At 34.9% G+C, this 17,562-nt stretch carries 11 protein-coding genes; 3 read left to right on the top strand and 8 right to left on the bottom strand.

The window, feature by feature from the left end:
* Window positions 1-635: 635 nt before the first annotated feature.
* The 5 genes from Q0543_RS06030 to Q0543_RS06050 form a co-directional block, all read right to left on the bottom strand.
* Window positions 636-1,919 (bottom strand): pitrilysin family protein, encoded by a 1,284-nt coding sequence (locus tag Q0543_RS06030; protein ID WP_299250398.1) that lies wholly within the window; start codon window positions 1,917-1,919, stop codon window positions 636-638.
* Window positions 1,919-3,091: a type IX secretion system outer membrane channel protein PorV gene (porV, locus tag Q0543_RS06035; RefSeq protein WP_299250400.1), complete on the bottom strand. Its 1,173-nt coding sequence runs from the start codon at window positions 3,089-3,091 to the stop codon at window positions 1,919-1,921. Before porV ends, Q0543_RS06030 begins: the two co-directional genes overlap by 1 nt.
* Window positions 3,092-3,138: 47 nt before the next feature.
* Window positions 3,139-7,029: a type IX secretion system sortase PorU gene (gene porU / locus Q0543_RS06040; protein WP_299250402.1), complete on the bottom strand. Its 3,891-nt coding sequence runs from the start codon at window positions 7,027-7,029 to the stop codon at window positions 3,139-3,141.
* 97 nt (window positions 7,030-7,126) lie between these two features.
* Complete coding sequence (locus Q0543_RS06045) at window positions 7,127-7,876, bottom strand: CDP-alcohol phosphatidyltransferase family protein (protein WP_299250404.1); 750 nt, start codon at window positions 7,874-7,876, stop codon at window positions 7,127-7,129.
* A complete protein-coding gene (locus Q0543_RS06050; protein WP_299250406.1) occupies window positions 7,873-8,520 on the bottom strand; it encodes an MBL fold metallo-hydrolase in 648 nt (215 codons plus the stop codon). Before Q0543_RS06050 ends, Q0543_RS06045 begins: the two co-directional genes overlap by 4 nt.
* A 171-nt stretch (window positions 8,521-8,691) precedes the next feature.
* Between Q0543_RS06050 and Q0543_RS06055 the strand changes: the two genes are divergently transcribed.
* The 3 genes from Q0543_RS06055 to Q0543_RS06065 all read left to right on the top strand — a co-directional run bounded on the left by Q0543_RS06055 (window position 8,692) and on the right by Q0543_RS06065 (window position 14,130).
* Window positions 8,692-9,750 (top strand): FAD-dependent oxidoreductase, encoded by a 1,059-nt coding sequence (locus Q0543_RS06055; protein ID WP_299250408.1) that lies wholly within the window; start codon window positions 8,692-8,694, stop codon window positions 9,748-9,750.
* 98 nt (window positions 9,751-9,848) lie between these two features.
* The gene (locus Q0543_RS06060) at window positions 9,849-12,902 is read left to right on the top strand and encodes a hypothetical protein (RefSeq protein ID WP_299250411.1); all 3,054 of its coding nucleotides are present in this window, start codon (window positions 9,849-9,851) and stop codon (window positions 12,900-12,902) included.
* Window positions 12,903-12,975: 73 nt separating this feature from the next.
* Window positions 12,976-14,130: a serine hydrolase gene (locus tag Q0543_RS06065; RefSeq protein ID WP_299250413.1), complete on the top strand. Its 1,155-nt coding sequence runs from the start codon at window positions 12,976-12,978 to the stop codon at window positions 14,128-14,130.
* 166 nt (window positions 14,131-14,296) lie between these two features.
* On the opposite strand, the gene floA is transcribed toward Q0543_RS06065, so the two are convergent.
* Genes floA through proS form a run of 3 tightly spaced genes read right to left on the bottom strand, consistent with a single transcriptional unit; the run spans window position 14,297 to window position 17,243 of the window.
* Entirely contained in the window at window positions 14,297-15,253 is a 957-nt protein-coding gene (gene floA, locus Q0543_RS06070) for a flotillin-like protein FloA (RefSeq protein ID WP_299250415.1), read from the bottom strand.
* A gap of 9 nt (window positions 15,254-15,262) precedes the next feature.
* On the bottom strand, window positions 15,263-15,727 hold the full coding sequence (locus Q0543_RS06075) for a hypothetical protein (RefSeq protein ID WP_299250417.1): 465 nt from the start codon (window positions 15,725-15,727) through the stop codon (window positions 15,263-15,265).
* A 40-nt stretch (window positions 15,728-15,767) separates the two neighbouring features.
* Window positions 15,768-17,243: a proline--tRNA ligase gene (gene proS / locus Q0543_RS06080; RefSeq protein ID WP_299250419.1), complete on the bottom strand. Its 1,476-nt coding sequence runs from the start codon at window positions 17,241-17,243 to the stop codon at window positions 15,768-15,770.
* Window positions 17,244-17,562 lie beyond the last annotated feature (319 nt).

Raw genomic sequence — 17,562 nt, forward strand, 5'->3', positions numbered from 1 at the left:
TTAAATCCCTTATAAATCCTAGTTCAGACAATATAGAATGTCAGACAATTGCGCACTTGTCTGAACTGGGATTTTTTGGATTGAATGGGAAATACAGGAGTGGGCTTGTATGAAATATTTTGAATCAATTTGACTGTTATAGAACTGTATTGTTATTCAACTTCCTGTGTATCCTTTAAATCCCTTATAAATCCTGGTTCAGACAATATAGAATGTCAGACAATTGCGCATCTGTCTGAACTGGGATTTTTTGGATTGAATGGGAAATACAGGAGTGGGCTTGTATGAAATATTTTGAATCAATTTGACTGTTATAGAACTGTATTGTTATTCAACTTCCTGTGTATCCTTTAAATCCCTTATAAATCCTGGTTCAGACAATATAGAATGTCAGACAATTGCGCACTTGTCTGAACTGGGATTTTTTGGATTGAATGGGAAATACAGGAGTGGGCTTGTATGAAATATTTTGAATCAATTTGACTGTTATAGAACTGTATTGTTATTCAACTTCCTGTGTGTCCTTTAAATCCCTTATAAATCCTAGTTCAGACAATATAGAATGTCAGACAATTGCGCACTTGTCTGAACTGGGATTTCTGATTCTGAATAAGTTCTGAAATTAAGGATTTCACCTACATGCCGCCAGCAACAACATAAGACATGTCTGAAGGATTTAAGTATTTTTTTGCAACGGCTTGGATGTCTTGTGCTGTGATAGATTGTATCCGTGCAAAAAAACGATCGTAATAATCGTAACCCAAACCATGAAAGTAAATAGTTTTGTATTTATCTGCAATAGCAAAAGATGTTTGAATGTCTCCTACAAAACTACCTAGCATATAATTTTTTACAGTGAGCAATTCATTATCAGAAACAGGCTCGTCTATTAATCGTTGTAATTCTTTTTCAATTTCAACAAGTGTATATTTTGTAAACTCACGTTTTACATCTGTGCCAATTACAAAATAGCCCCCTTCTTGCATCGGCACTACACTTGAATGTATGCCATAGGTATAGCCTTTTTCTTCACGAATGTTTTGCATCAATCTAGATCCAAAATAACCGCCTAGTATTTCATTCAATACATATACATCAAAATAATCCTGATTCGTATGATTGAATAACATGCGGCCATATCGAATGGATGATTGCACGCTATCCTCTTTTTTGATGATGAATTCTTTCTCTGCTTTTTTAAAAGCCGGCAAGGCACTTTTTGCATTGACGGAATGAGTGACTTCTGTTCCGAATAATTTTTCTAGATGCGTTACAGCATCTGCAGAAAATCCACCTGTGATAATAATGTCACATTGTTTTTGTGCTAATTCTGATTTGAAGAAAGAAATCAAATCCGCTTGTGTAATCGCATCAATAGCTTCTAACGTTAAGTGTTTACCATATGGGTGATTGTTGTTAAACAACAATTCTCTAAAGGCAACACCCGCTAAGTATGCAGTTTTTTCTTGATTTACCTGTATTCCTTGTCGTTGAATTTGCTTCATTTTATCCAACTGCTCTTCAGGAAAAGTGCTTTCTGTGAGTAAGTGCTTAATGAATGGAACCAACTCGGAAACATATTTTTCCAAACAAAAAAGCGTAATATTTATGCGCTCATTTCCTGGATTAATTTCTAGAAAAGCACCAAACTGTGCCAGATATTCTTGTATCTGCATAGAGTTATGGCTCGTTGTTCCTTCAGCCAACATTTTAGCTGTAAAAAAAGAAGTGCCATTTTTATTTTCATTTCTACTACCAGAATTGAAAATCCATTCTACACGTACTACGGGTTGTTTACCTAGGGCAAATTTATGTAATGAAGTACCGTTAGAAAACGAAACCGTTTCCACTTTTGGCAAGTGAAAACGGTCAATAGGATTGATGTTAGGAGCAATTGTCCTGTCCAGTGTATGTATCATTAATTATCGATTACAGAATCTTCTGTTGCTTTTTTAGACTCAAATGTAAAATGAAGTGTGAAACGTAGCGTTTCTGCTAATGGATTTGATTGTTGAATCGGTATCAAATACGCCATATCTAAGCCAAATGCATTGTAACGAATACCAACACCAACGTTCGCATAACGGCGGTTACCATAGGTTGGGTTTTCATAATGATAGCCAGCACGTAAAGCAAATAAATCATTGTACCAATATTCTGCACCCATGCACAAAACGATTTCTTTCATTTCTCCTTTAAAACCATTTTGAGAATCAGTGAAGGAGCTTGTCATGCCTTGAACGATTCCCATATCTTTTGGATCTTTTCCTGTACTATCCCATTTACTTGGCACCATATATTTATTGGCATCGAACGAAACGGAGAATTTGTTAAACGGATCTGTTTGTATGGTGTAGGTACCACCAAGTCTTAAATTGGTAGGGATAAAGTTTTTGTTATTAATATCCGTATAGGTAACCTTAGGTCCAATGTCATTTATAACTAATCCGAAAGCTATATTTGAATTCATGCCACTTACTAACATGTCTTTGGTGTAATAGGCTCCAATATCAGCCGATACACTATTGATTGCTTTTGCAATTCCACCCGAACCAGCATTATAACTACCCACTAAATCTGAACGGAAATATTTAAGACCTAAACCAAGAGAAAAAGTTTTAGATAATATTCTTGAATACGTCAAACCAAAAGACAATTCGTTTGGTTGAAAATCTCGAACAATATTTCCACTCTGGTCTGTGAAAGTTACTTGACCCAAATTGAAATATTTAAAACTAACCCCAACTGCATCTTCTTTACGAATTTTTTTGTAAGCAGATAAGTAAGATAAAGACATGTCGTTTACAAGCTTTCTCAACCAAGGATTATACGATAATGCAACACCAATATCCGCTTTATTACGGGCAAGTTTCCCTGGGTTCCAAAACGTTGCATTGGCATCTGGAGTAGTCGCTGCGCCTACATCACCCATGCCTCCTGCGCGTGCGTCAGGTGTAATATTTAGAAAGGGTACCGCAGTGGTTATTGTTTGTTGAAAGTCTTTATTTCCTCCCGAAGAACCAGATTGAGCTTGAGCTTGAAAAATGCTACAGGTTGCTAGTATTAAACCTGAAAAGAGTAATTTTTGCATAAATGAATGTATTATTAGCTACAAATATAATGTATTATTTTATGAGTTTAATTCAACAAGACCAGTTTCTCAAAAACATGGGTTGTGGAGCCATCCTGTAGTGAACGAATTTTTAGTTTATAAACGTATACGCCTCTACCAATTTTATCACCAAAATCGTCTAATCCATCCCAATGGATGCTTCCAATGTGTGAAGGGCTGTTATAAACGGTCTCATCTAAGGTTTTTATCAATTTCCCAGAAACGGTAAACACCTGAACCTGAATCATTAAATTATCGCCCACCCGGTTATGGTCAAAATGGAAGTTTGTACTTGTGCTAAACGGGTTTGGATAATTTAACACGTGGCCCAATTGAATCTTTGTGGTATTCTGAATGGTGAATTCTAAGGTTTGCTCGCTTGAGTTATTGTAGGTATCCCAAACTTTAAATCGTAAGGAATAGGTACCAGCGGCCAGGTCTTTTAATGGATATTGAACTTTGCCTTTTGTATAATCATCTTTAGCAGCCGAATAATATTTATTTAAAATAATAATCTCTGTACTTGTGCTTAACTGCAGCGTTATTTCGTGACCAATACCAGCCGCAGATACGTTAATTCCATTTTCGTCAGAAACTTCTGCATAGAATACTGGATTCTCTCTTGTTATACCACCTGAAACAAAAGAAGGATCGTTCATATATAATTTAATTTTTGGCGGTGTTTTATCATCTGGTGCATTTGGATTTGAGCCTCCAACAACAATATTGCTTAAATAACCACCCGCATCTTGATTGCCATTCTGCTTAGAAGAATATAAACTTACTTTTCCATAATCATATTGATAGGAAATATCTTTTGGTACAATAAACGTGACTTTAAAAGTGCCATTTGTAACACTCGCCGAACCATCAAAAATAATATTGCTTTGTAATTTAAATGTTGTTGCGATTGAGCCACCGTTACCTAATGTTTTGATAGAACTAGGTTTGTCATATATGGTAATTTGGGATGTACCACTATAATTTGTGAGTGTTGTGCCTGTTTGGTCTTGTATCAATCCTTCAATGGTGACTTTGCTAAGTGCTTTTAATGTATCAGGTATTGCATTCACAGCAATTCCATTAATGCTTGTAACTACCATCGTTTGTTGGGGATAACGAATGCGCATACTCGGATCGCCTAATAATGTGTAGTTTCTATTGTACACTCCAGCTATACTAAAGTTTTTTGTGAGCCTTATAATTTCACCTAAGGTGTAAAAAGTGCCATCGGGGTTGCGAAGAAAGGCGTATTTATAAAAGGCTTCATTGATCTCTGCATTTGTACTTGCATACACGGTTCGGGTAGATGTTAAATTCCCAAAAGATCCCCCTGTAGGGCTCAGTAATATTCTTTCTGCACCAGAGATTAACCCGGGCTTATCGTTTCTGCCAAAACTGCAAGTAGCCGTAATGTAAAATCCAAGTTTAGTAATATTGGTCCAACTATTAATAGTTGGTATTGTAACAATGGCTTCTTGAGCTAAACCTGTATTGCCACCATGTCCAACATAATTCCATATGAGTGTACCTTCATCGGTATTTCTTTTAATGGCATCTACAGCCAATAATGCTGTTTCTCCACCTGGTGTTGACTCTTGAGGGTAAGTATCTAAATAAATTTTGTTGATATTAATTTGTTTATTCGTTGTATTTATAATGTTATATAAGGCTTCAGTATTGTTTAAATGAAGATTTGCATCCCCATCGTCGCAAAGGAGTGTTATTTTATTTTCCCAATCCCCATTTACAGGAATAGACGGTTTGGATGCACTTATTAATTTATTTACAACAATTTCAGCTTGATACGCATTTTTTACAGGTAAGCGACCAACACCTATACTCATCAGATTAATCGTATTGTCATTAGAGTGTTCTTCTTTCCAATAGCCGTCTGCATCATCCATAAAACCAAAATAATCGTCTGAATTGTACGATTCCAATTCTTTTAAACTCTCCCTCGATTCATAGGTTGGAACATAATTTCCACCCATTCCAAGAATATTTTTATAATCGTAGGTGCCAGTTCCAAATAATAAGAGATATTTTAGTTGAGCACCTGTAGCACCTCTATCGTATACCATCTTTGCAAAATCTCGAATGGCAGTAATGTCTGCTTTGCCGCTTCCAAATTCATTAAAAATTTGTTTGGGGGTACAAACAAAACAGCGTATGCCATCGTTTTGAAATCTAAAATTTGCTAATTGCTGTGCTTGAGAAATAAATTCTGGAGCCGCAACAATAATCATATCGGGCATATTTGCCGAAGTAATGTCGTGTAGGTTTTGATTGCTTACTTTTTCTACAAAACTGGGATAGTTAAACGCAGAACCTCTAAAGATTGCAAATTCCTTCAAGTTTAAACTGTTTGTTCCAAATTCTATTATTCCCGCGCCATACGTATAATTTTGCGCAGAAATATTTTGAGGATCGCTAACATCCCACAATTGCTCGCTTCCTGTGGTATTACTTATTTGGTAGCTTGTAGTAGGTTGTAAGATACTTTTGGATGCTCTAAAAAAAGTTTGATTTCCGTTCAAACGTAATGATTTTGTATAAAGTAATTCTAAGTAATTTAAATTTGCAGCAGCTGAAGGATTGCCGTTTAAAAAAGTCATACCAACACTTACTATTGTATTGCCTCCTAATAAAGACGAATTAAATGTATAGGTTTTCGTTACATCAATACCCATGGGTGCATAGTCTGCAGTGCTTAACGCAGAAAATCCCATATTGTCTGGGAAAGGATTGTTATTGATTTTGAAAATCATATTGGCACTAACGTATGATCTGCCCACAACAGCTGCTTTTAATGTCATGGCCGTGCCTGATTTAATACCCGTTACATTAAATTGTTCACTAAAATTTGGACTGTAAGTAGTAAAAGCGTGTCCGTACCACTCTCTACCAGAATCCATAATATTATAGGTGTCTGTTTCACTAAAATCATGTTCGTCAAAATCAGTTAGTGTTTGTGCTGTAGCTCCTAGATTGGATTGGCTAACAATGCGTTTGCCGACTTGTTGGTTGATTGTCAAAAAATAAAAATTTTGTTCGCTGTATAAATTGTACACATGGTTATAGGTATTGTTGCCTGCATTATATTCCCATGTATGAGGAGACTCTCCATAAAATAAAATATAATCATTCTTATCAAAAATGCCATTCCCATCTTCACTCATAAAAATAGCATTTTCAACTAAATCATCTAACCGTGTTGCACTATTCTCTTGTGGCAACATACCTCCACCATTTCCATAAATCTGAATCATGGAAGGGTCTAAATTGTTTGTATTTATGCCTAAACTTATTAAATAGGCAACATCAATTTTGTAAATATTTGTTTCCTCAACACCTAGTTTGTACCAATTACCACTTGCTAAAACAGATCCTGTTGTATTGGTTGTACGTGCATTCGAGTAGGAGTTTGCGTACGGGTTATTTACTTTCTTAGGTATTGTTTCTGTATCTTCTGTTAGTGTATACGCAAGCGTAAAAGATACTATTTGCCGCCAAGAACCATCATTTCCTTTTTGCACTAATGGAATGTACAATCGAGTAAATATCCCCTTATTGTGATAGTAGGAATATCGTACGTTGGTTGTAGCGTCAAAAGTTAAGTTTTTTAAGGCACTTTTAGACGCAGAGTCACCTTCATAATACGAGATCGATTCAATGCGAACAGATCCAGAAACTTTTCCTGCTATATCTTTCTGCAATACTAAATAACCAAACCGATCAATACTTGCATCTTTAGCCAGAGGGTAGGTTACTTTCTCTCCATTAGGTAATGTATTGGATGTATTAAATCCCAACCATTCTACATCATACGATACTGTAGATTGTTGTGCTATAACTGGGCTGGCTATAAAAGCTAGACTTAAAAGGAGTGCTAATATGTATTTTAAAAAGATCATTCAATTTAATAACAAATTTGTTTCACGCTTAGTTTGCTGATTCAATTAACGTTTGCGGTAATTTTTTAGTATTTCAAGTTACTTTAGAACGACAGATTTATGATGCTTTATATTCGCTTTTATTTTGAAAAATGGATAAAACCACAAACAAGGTCATAATTGCTAAAATAGATTCTTTTCTAAATATAATTAATAAGCCAATTGCACTTAGGATTAATAAATAGCGATAAAGATTATTTTTCCATGTGTAATCTTTAAATTTTAGTGCCATTAAAGGGATTTCAGAAATTAATAGGTAAGACATTAAAATGCAATAACCTAAAATGAAATAGAGATGGTGCACTAAGGGAAATAAGACGGATTCAGTATCTATTGCAATTAGGTTGAAAGAGCAAACAATGATTGCATTGCTTGGTGTCGGTAATCCAAAGAATCGATCGCTTTGTCTGGTATCTAAATTGAATTTTGCTAAGCGTGCCGCTGAAAACATTGCGGGCAAGGTTGCAATTAATAAATAGGGTGTAAATATGCCCGCGTCAAACAGGTTTATTTCTGTGATGCGTTCATAAGGTATACCTGTTGTGACAGATGCAATCATATAGGTAAGCATTACACTCGGCAAAATACCAAAGCTTACAACATCTGCCAATGAATCCAATTCTTTACCAATGGGAGAGGATACATGAAGCAATCGTGCAACAAAGCCATCTAAAAAATCTACAATTAACGAGCATCCAATACAATACGATGCTTCTTCTATTTTACCATTAACAAGGAATAGAATTCCCCAAAAACCAAATGCTAAGTTAATACACGTAAGTGCATTGGGTATATTTTTTTTTATCATAAGTTGATTGCACAATACGGATTATGTTTCTTTTCAAATTTTATGGTTGTGGTTGGTCCATGTCCTGGAAACACAACCATATCGTCGGGCAATGTAAATAATTGTTCGTGTATACTTTTTATAAGTGTATCATAATCTCCGCCCGGTAAATCCGCTCTTCCAATACTATTTCGAAATAATACATCACCAGATAAACATATTTTTTCTTCTACATTAATAAAAGCTATATGCCCAGGTGCATGTCCTGGCACAAATAAGATTTTAAACGTCATGCTGCCGACTTTGATTGTATCGCTTAAGGTTAACAATCGATCGGGTGTAGCAGGCGTATAGGAATGAAACCCATAATTGCTCGCATAGGAAGCTACGGATTGTAAGCTGGGTAAATCTAAATGGAAAATTTCAAAAGGAACTTTGAATGTTTCTTTTACAAAATAATTTCCTAGCACATGATCAATATGGCCGTGTGTGTTAACGAGTAACTTAACGGTTAAATTATTTTTTTTGATATAATCTACTAATTCATTTTGTTCATGCACTTCATAACAACCTGGGTCAACAATCATGCTTGATCCTTCATCATCATACACAAGATAGGTATTTTCCTGTAATGCATTAAATGTGAATGTTTTTATACGAATCATATATATTTAATGTAAGAGATATCTGCCTCAATAGGAAGATGTTTTTATTTAAGTGTAAAATTAGGCATTTAAATGCATTTCAAAATAATACACATAATTATTGTAGGGATGATTTGACAAAAATGAGCTAAAACAAGTGAATAATCAAAAGAAGCAACTTAATTTAGCGAAATGAAGCACGTCGATTATATAATTGTTGGGCAAGGTTTGGCAGGTTCTTGCTTAGCACTTTCCTTGTTGAATGAAAAACAGAGCGTTGAGGTGTTTTATAGTGAAGATAAAAAAGCATCATCTGAAGTAGCAGCAGGTTTGTACAATCCTATTACTGGGAAAAAAATGTTACTTACATGGAACGCTGAAATTCTTTTCCCTTACTTAGAAAAATTTTATAAAAAAGCGGAAGCAGAATTTAATTCTAAAATAATTTATTCGAAAAAAATATTTCGTCCGTTTCCAGATATACAAGCTCAAACAGATTTTTGGACAAATCACTCCGCAAGAACGGAACCTTTTGCAGCTCCAGAAATGGATAGCCCCGCGTATGAACCTTTTATTAACAATCCCTTTGGTGGCATAGCTACCAAGCAATCAGGATATGTAGATGTAAGCAAATTTCTTGCACTTACAAAGGAAAAACTTAACAAATTAAATGCGCTTCAAGAAGATACTTTTGATTACAAGGGACTCACGTTTAATGATGGCAGCGTTCAATATAAAAATGTGAAAGCACGCAAAATAATTTTTGCAGAAGGATATCACAATAAATCAAATCCATTTTTTAATTGGGTGCCAGTAAAGGGAATGAAGGGAGATGTGCTTACAGTAAAAATTAATGACTATCCAATTGAAGATGTTATTAATAAGCATTTTTTTATTATTCCTTTGCCGAATGGAAACCATCGAATTGGATCTTCTTACATTCGAGATTTTAAGGATGATTTACCAACCATTGAAGGCTTAAATGAAATTACTGCTGGGGCACATACCATTTTAAAAAAAACCTTCGTTTTAATAGATCATAAAGCAGGTGTAAGGCCAACAATCACTGGACATAGACCAATAATAGGAATGCATCCCAAACAACCTTTGGTACTCATTTTTAATGGATTGGGTACGAAAGGTGTTTCGATTGCACCCTTTGCAGCGAATGAATTGACTAAATTCTTAGTTTTTCATCAAGAAATTGAAGAATCTATATCCGTGAACCGATTTTATTATTTATATTCATAACAAAAAAAGCCTTCTATTAAATGCTACGTACCCGATTAGGTATATTCACGTGTGCCCTTTTATTTTTTCTCTTACAATCTTTTACATCTGTGGCTCAGATGTCTCAAGATCAATTTGGTAAAAATCGAATTCAATATAAAAAATTTGAATGGAAATTAGTTTCCACAGATAATTTCGATGTCTATTATTATTTTGAAGGCGAATCTTTAGCACCTATAGCTGCTACTCATGTCGAATCTGTTTTCAGGAAATTAGAATCAGCACTTGGGTATGGTGGTTTCAATAAAACAAAAGTGTTGATCTATAATTCAACGTCTGATTTACAACAAAGTAATATTGGCTTGCAATATAATTCAGCTGTTGGTGGATCAACTAATTTAGTGAAACCTACTGTAGAGGTTGCTTTCAATGGGGACCTAACAACTTTTAAAGAAGACTTGACAGAGGGGATTGCGCGTACTTGGATAAAAGTAATTTTATTCGGCGGAAATTTTAAAGAGGTATTACAGAGCTCTTATTTTTTATCCTTGCCAGATTGGTATGTAAATGGTGCATCTGAATTTATTGCAAAAGGTTGGAACAGAGAAATGGATAATTATATGCGTGATTTGGCAACAAGCAACAAATTACGTAATCCGTCTTCGTATTCAGGTGATGAGGCAACCTTGATTGGACAATCTGTTTGGCAGTTTATATCCGATCGATATGGTCCAGATATGTTTACTAACATTCTTCAAATTACCCGTATTTATAGAAGCGATCGTTCATCGATTGAGGCAGCTACGGGTAGTTATTTTAAGAACTTTATACAAGATTGGAAATCATACTATGCCGAAAAAGCAATGGCTATGGATGGCGCTTTTGTATACGACGAATATTTTAAAGCAGTAAATGGAGCGAACCACAAAGGACGAGAAGTAACAACGCCTGTTTTAAGTTTTGATGGCAAATATCTTGCGTATTCTGCAAATTATAAAGGAAGGTATACTGTTTTCTTAACCAACACGGAAACGTTAAAGAAGAAAAAAATACATTCTGGAGGTTTTAAATTAAACGATCAAGTTGCTATAACAAATAATCCAAAGCTTGCATGGCAAAGTGAATCGGTATTGGCTACAGTCATTATTAAAAGAGGAAAAATCATTTACACAACACACGATTTCGTTTCACATAAAAATGAAAAAAGAGTAATTGAAGTATTCCATCAGATTAACAGTTATTCTTTTAGTAGTGACGGAAAGTTTATTGCATTTAGTGCAGATGAAAAAGGGCAGGCAGATATTTGGTTGTATGATATTGATCGTGCTAAATATTTGAAAATTACGAATGATGAATACGATGATCATTCACCAAGTTTTGGACCTGGCAACAATGTTATCTTTTCATCTAATCGAAACGATGATACGCTTTCTACATATACGCGTTATCAATCAGCACCAAACTATTCATTGTTTATTTATAAGCCGGGATCTAAAACTTTAAAAAAGATTTCAGCACAAGGATGTAATTATACGCAACCAACATTTTTAAATGCTACTACAATTCTTTATTTGAATGACAATAATGGAGTGCAAAATTTGTACAAGCAAGATATCAATACAGGTGAAGCTGTTCCGTTAACAAATAATGTAACAGATATTTTAGAATATAATTACAATGCCAAACAGCAATTGTTAGCATTCTCGGCACGTTCAAATGGGAAAGAAAAAGTATTTATTGATACTGCATTTTCGGTTATGGATGTGGTTGAAATAACAAATAAAACGGAGCAATCGAATATTACACGTAAAAAAATATTGCCTCCTGAAAAGCCGAAACCAACAACGAATTTGATAAAGGTTACACCAAAGCAAAATGAAGACGATATTGATTTGGATAAAGTGTATTTTGAATCGGATGTAACATTGCTACTTCCTAAAAAAGTTATTCCTGTTGTTAAGGATAGTAATTCGCCGCCCAAAAGATCAATGATTTCTACTTATGGGCCGTATGATTATAAAAATCTATTTGGCACAGACATTGTTTCGGCAGCAATACAAGTTGACCCCTTAAGAGGCCTTGGATTATTGGTTGAATCAAAAATGTCTGATTTAATGGGTAACCACAGAGTAAATTTAGGTTTTTTTGGTATTGCAGATATTAAAAGCAGTAGTATTTGGGGCGAATATTTATATCTCAAAAGACGTGTCGATATGAGTGTTCGATTTAATCGTAGCACCTATTTTCCAACAGATGGAAATGTGAGTCATCGGTATGCAATGAATACCGTGGAATCAAAATTTTCTTTACCCTTCACTGTGTATAGTAGAATTTCTGCATCGCCATTTGTTTCTACAACACGCTTTTCAGATCTGTCGGATTTTACAACCATTGTAAATTATCCAGATCAAAAAAGATTGTATGTAGGTTCTAAATTTGAGTTTGTATACGACAATACGATTAGTTCTGGAATGAATATGTTGCAAGGAACACGTGCTAAAGTTTCTTTTGATACATACATCAACACGGCAGATTCAAAAGGAAATTTCAATCGAATTAATGTAGACATACGTCGATACCAAAAAATACATCGGGGTTTAATTTTAGCAATGAGAGGCTCTTTTGGACGATCCTTTGGGCAATCTCCCAAAAGTTATGTGTTTGGGGGGATGGACAATTGGTTGTTTAATGGTACCGATAATGGGGGCATTAAAAATCCATTGGCTATAGCTGCGGGTGGCGATAATTCCGATATCATGTTTGCAAAATATGTAACAAATGTTAGAGGTTTTAAATATAATGCGCAATCAGGTAATAGTTATTTTTTAGCGAATCTTGAATTAAGATTGCCAATTGTGAAGTATATTTATAGCGGATCTATTTCATCGGCGTTCCTACGTAATCTTCAATTAGTAACTTTTACAGATATTGGTGCAGCTTGGTATGGCTCAAACCCATTCACTACGGATAATAGTTTGAATAAGACTATAATACCGGGTGCATCATTTCAAGCAGAAGTTAATAATTATAGAAATCCATTTTTATATGGATATGGTTTTGGCGCACGTACATTCATGTTTGGATATTATGTTAAAGGAGATATTGCTTGGGGTATAAAAGATAATGTACAATTAAGCCCTCAATTTTATTTCACATTTGGTTACGACTTTTAAATTATAAGGAGGAATTTTTTAAACTTGTAAATTAATTTGCGAGAATGCTTTAATAGAATGAACATATAAACATATGCGAAAAAAGGTATTTTTAGTACTGGGTACGTTTGTATTATTGGTAATGCTTTATCTGCATAGTATTGATAAAGACTATTACTATAAAGCTGTGTGGTATAATTTGCCAGGCATTTTCGATGAGAATATTTTTGAAGTTAGAACAATTGCTGAATCAGAAAAAATACAACCGTGGCCTTACTCAGCCGATTTTTCAAAAGCGCATTTCTCTTCTGAATTAATGGATAGTTTAGAAAAGTACAAAACAACTTCGGTGTTATTTATTCAACATGATTCAATCATACGTGAGCACTATTTTGGCGGAATAAATGACACGACTCGAAGCAATTCCTTTTCTGTAGCGAAAAGTTATATTGGAGCACTCGTAGGTCGGGCCATAAAATTAGGATACATTAAATCGGTTGACCAACCCGTTGGTGATTATATTAAGGAGTTTGATTACGGCTTGAAGAAACATATTACCATTCGCCATTTATTAACCATGAGTTCGGGCTTGGATTGGGATGAAGCGTATAATAGTTTGTTTAGCCAAACAACAAAAGCATACTATGGGAGTGATTTAGAAAAGCAAGTCTTGGGACTGAACGTAATAAAAACGCCTGGTCAATTTTTTGAATACAAAAGTTGCGATACAGAAATTATAGCAATCTTATTGAATCGAGCTACTAAAATGTCTGTATCGGAATTTCTAGAGAAGGAATTGTGGATGCAAATGGGGTCTTCTAAAGCAACTTGGAGCCTTGACCATAATGACGGGTTAGAAAAAGCGTTTTGTTGCATATATGCTACGGCAAAAGACTTTGCACGCTTGGGGAATTTATATTTACATAAAGGTAATTGGAATGGAACACAATTAATTGATTCGTCATATATAATTCAATCGACTAAACGTGCAGACTTATTAGATCTCAAAACAAACAGACCGATTGATTTTTATGGCTATCAATGGTGGGTTTTGAATGAATATAAAGGATTGTCTTGTTATTATATGCGCGGCATACTTGGACAAAATATTATTGTAATTCCATCTATGAATATGGTCATCGTTCGGATGGGACATGAACGAGGTGTAAAAATGAACAATCATTATTCGGAAATGTATGCTTTGCTAGATGAGGCGATTCGAATGGAAAAGATAAGAAATGGTGGTTAATACAATTTTGCATTGATAAATAATTGTGTTCTTCTTACCACGTAAATCTATGGATTGGTTTTGTCAATTAATCAATAAGCTTTGCTTAGAGCAACTTAATGTATACATAAAAAAACACCTCTCTAAATTTTAGAGAGGTGTTTTTTATGTGAAGAACAAATTAGTATTACTCTTTGCTGCTACCAGCAATAGAATCACGCATATCTGTATCTGCTTGTATGTTTTTCATTTTATAAAAATCCATGATGCCTAAATTGCCACTTCTAAATGCTTCAGCAATAGATTTTGGAATCTCAGCTTCTGCTTCAATTACTTTTGCACGTGCTTCTTGTGCTTTTGCTTTCATTTCTTGTTCAAGCGCTACAGCCATTGCTCTGCGTTCTTCCGCCTTCGCTTCCGCAACTTTTAAATCTGCATTCGCTTGATCTATTTGTAATTTTGCACCAATGTTTGCACCAACATCTATATCTGCAATATCAATGGATAAGATTTCAAATGCAGTGCCCGCATCTAAGCCTTTTTGTAAAACCAATTTCGAAATCTTATCCGGGTTTTCTAATACCTCTTTATGAGATTTTGATGAACCAATAGAAGTTACAATCCCTTCACCAACACGTGCTAAAATTGTTTCTTCACCAGCACCACCTACTAATTGAGCAATGTTTGCACGTAATGTTACTCGCGCTTTCGCTACCAATTGTATACCATCTTGTGCAACAGCTGCTACATTTGGTGTATTGATTACTTGAGGATTTACAGATGTTTGAACCGCTTCAAATACATCTCTACCCGCTAAATCAATAGCAGTCGCTTGCTTAAATGTTAAAGCAATATTTGCTTTATCTGCTGAAATTAATGCTTTGATAACTGTAGGCACATTTCCACCTGCAAGATAATGTGTTTCTAAATCATTTGCTGTTAACGCAATTCCTGCTTTTGTTGCAGTAACTAAGGATTCAACAATTATTCTTGGTGGCACTCTGCGTATGCGCATAAATATTAATTGAGCTAAGCCAATTTTTACACCAGAGAAAATGGCCATAATCCAGAGATTAAATGGCACAAAATACATGAAAAAGAAAAAGCCGATAACGACTAAACCAACAATTACTAATAGTTCCATACGTGTAAATTAAGAGTCAAAAGTTTCTACAATTATTTTTAAACCTGAAATTGATATAATGCGAATGGGCATTCCGGCTTCTACATAATGTCCAAGTGTTTGTATTTCATATTCTTGATCTGCAAAAACGCCTTTGCCTACGGGTTTTAAAACAGATTTACTGATACCAATATCTCCAACAGAAAGTTTATGAAGAATATTTTCATTTACTTTATTGGTCATGGTATTGTTAAGAGAAACACCAGACCAAACATCGTATTTTAAGATTACATAAAATAAAATACCAAATGCAAAAAGGCTAATCCCTAGTGCTATGTGACCTGCTACTGACCCTTGTTCCAAGTATACTTTTATTATGCCTAAAATTCCTAAGGCAGCTCCGATAAAACCAACAAAGGTTGTACCAGGAATGAAGATAACTTCTGCTATAATAAAAGCAAGACCTATAAGAATCAGTACAATGGCAATTGTCATACGATAAAGATACTCAATTTAATTGATTATAGCGCTTTCATTAGTATGCTCTCGCAAATAACACACGTTGTGTAGAAGGCTTTCCTGTAACCATACAAATACCCGACTCAGGCTTCATACCTAATGGAATACACCGTATCGTTGCTTTTGTTTCTTCTTTTATTTTTTCTTCCGTTTCTGAAGTGCCATCCCAATGCGCTAAAATGAATCCAGGGGTTTCATCTAACATCTTCTTAAAGGTTGAATAATCGTCTGCAATCAACGTATTAGCAGATCTAAATGCCAGTGCTTTTTGAAAGATGGAATCTTGAATTTCTTTTAATAAGTTTTCAATACGATCAACAAGCCCTTCTTGCGGAACAGTTGTTTTTTCTTTTGTATCTCTTCTTGCAAGTTCAACGGTATTGTTTTCTATATCTCTTGCTCCAATTGCGATGCGTACAGGAACTCCCTTTAGTTCGTATTCAGCAAATTTATAACCTGGGGAAAATTTATCTGTATGATCAAATTTTACATTGATGTCTTTTGCTTTTAAAGCAGCTATTATTGGTTTCAATTTTTCTTCAATCAAATCTAATTGCTCTGAAGTTTTAAAAATCGGAACAATAACAACTTGTATAGGCGCTAATAATGGAGGAAGCACAAGTCCTTCGTCGTCTGAATGCGCCATTATCAAAGCTCCCATCAATCGTGTGCTCACACCCCAAGACGTACCCCATACATATTCTAAACCACCTTCTTTTTTTGCGAATTTTACATCAAATGCTTTTGCAAAATTCTGTCCCAAAAAATGTGAAGTTCCTGCTTGTAATGCTTTGCCATCTTGCATCAACGCTTCAATACAATAGGTTTCTTCTGCACCAGCAAAACGTTCGTTTGCAGATTTTATACCTGTATGCACGGGTAATGCCATATAATTTTGTGCAAAATCCGCATATACTTGTATCATTTGCTCTGTCTCGGCAATGGCTTCTTGCTTGGTTTCATGGGCAGTGTGGCCTTCTTGCCATAAAAATTCAGTAGTTCGTAAAAATAAACGCGTGCGCATTTCCCAACGTACAACATTTGCCCATTGGTTAATCAATAAAGGCAAATCTCTATACGATTGAACCCATGTTTTGAAGGTATTCCAAATAACGGTTTCACTCGTAGGACGAACGATTAATTCTTCTTCTAATTTTGCGTCTGGGTCAACAATAATGCCCTTTCCAGAAGGGTCATTTTTAAGTCTATAATGTGTTACTACGGCACATTCTTTTGCAAACCCATCTACGTGAGCAGCCTCTTTGCTTAAATAAGATTTTGGGATGAATAAGGGGAAATAGGCATTACTATGACCTGTATCTTTAAATTTTTTGTCTAATACAGCTTGCATTTTTTCCCAAATGGAATATCCATAGGGCTTAATAATCATACAGCCTCTAACGGGTGCATTCTCTGCTAAATCTGCTCTTTTTACTAATTCATTATACCATAACGAATAATCGTCGCTACGTTTAGGTAATCCTTTGCTCATTGTATTGTATTCATTTAAAATCGCTACAAAGATAGGTTTTTGTAGCGATTTTAAATGGAATCGTTGGTAATTACCTTGCTGTTTTTCTTATAAAGTGTAGGAGTACTTTCTGGCTTTTTAAAATCGGCGAATAAACGCTAAGAAGGGGTGAAGTAGTATTGACTAGAAAACAACTGATTTTTTGTTTTCTGCTACAGCGGAGCATTTAGAATGAAGACAATTTTAGCAAAAAAATTATGTAGGAACAAAATGACAATATGTGTTACGAAAGAGTATTTAATTATTGATTCATGGTATAAAATGAACTAAATTTGACTAG

This window comes from uncultured Cytophaga sp., assembly GCF_937863595.1.
GTDB lineage: Bacteria > Bacteroidota > Bacteroidia > Cytophagales > Cytophagaceae > Cytophaga.

What these genes read in the sequence shown, in the direction of transcription:
- Q0543_RS06030 (WP_299250398.1), bottom strand. Translation starts at nt 1,919, where the DNA reads ATGATACATACACTGGACAGGACAATTGCTCCTAACATCAATCCTATT.
- porV (WP_299250400.1), bottom strand. Translation starts at nt 3,091, where the DNA reads ATGCAAAAATTACTCTTTTCAGGTTTAATACTAGCAACCTGTAGCATT.
- porU (WP_299250402.1), bottom strand. Translation starts at nt 7,029, where the DNA reads ATGATCTTTTTAAAATACATATTAGCACTCCTTTTAAGTCTAGCTTTT.
- Q0543_RS06045 (WP_299250404.1), bottom strand. Translation starts at nt 7,876, where the DNA reads ATGATAAAAAAAAATATACCCAATGCACTTACGTGTATTAACTTAGCA.
- Q0543_RS06050 (WP_299250406.1), bottom strand. Translation starts at nt 8,520, where the DNA reads ATGATTCGTATAAAAACATTCACATTTAATGCATTACAGGAAAATACC.
- Q0543_RS06055 (WP_299250408.1), top strand. Translation starts at nt 8,692, where the DNA reads ATGAAGCACGTCGATTATATAATTGTTGGGCAAGGTTTGGCAGGTTCT.
- Q0543_RS06060 (WP_299250411.1), top strand. Translation starts at nt 9,849, where the DNA reads ATGTCTCAAGATCAATTTGGTAAAAATCGAATTCAATATAAAAAATTT.
- Q0543_RS06065 (WP_299250413.1), top strand. Translation starts at nt 12,976, where the DNA reads ATGCGAAAAAAGGTATTTTTAGTACTGGGTACGTTTGTATTATTGGTA.
- floA (WP_299250415.1), bottom strand. Translation starts at nt 15,253, where the DNA reads ATGGAACTATTAGTAATTGTTGGTTTAGTCGTTATCGGCTTTTTCTTT.
- Q0543_RS06075 (WP_299250417.1), bottom strand. Translation starts at nt 15,727, where the DNA reads ATGACAATTGCCATTGTACTGATTCTTATAGGTCTTGCTTTTATTATA.
- proS (WP_299250419.1), bottom strand. Translation starts at nt 17,243, where the DNA reads ATGAGCAAAGGATTACCTAAACGTAGCGACGATTATTCGTTATGGTAT.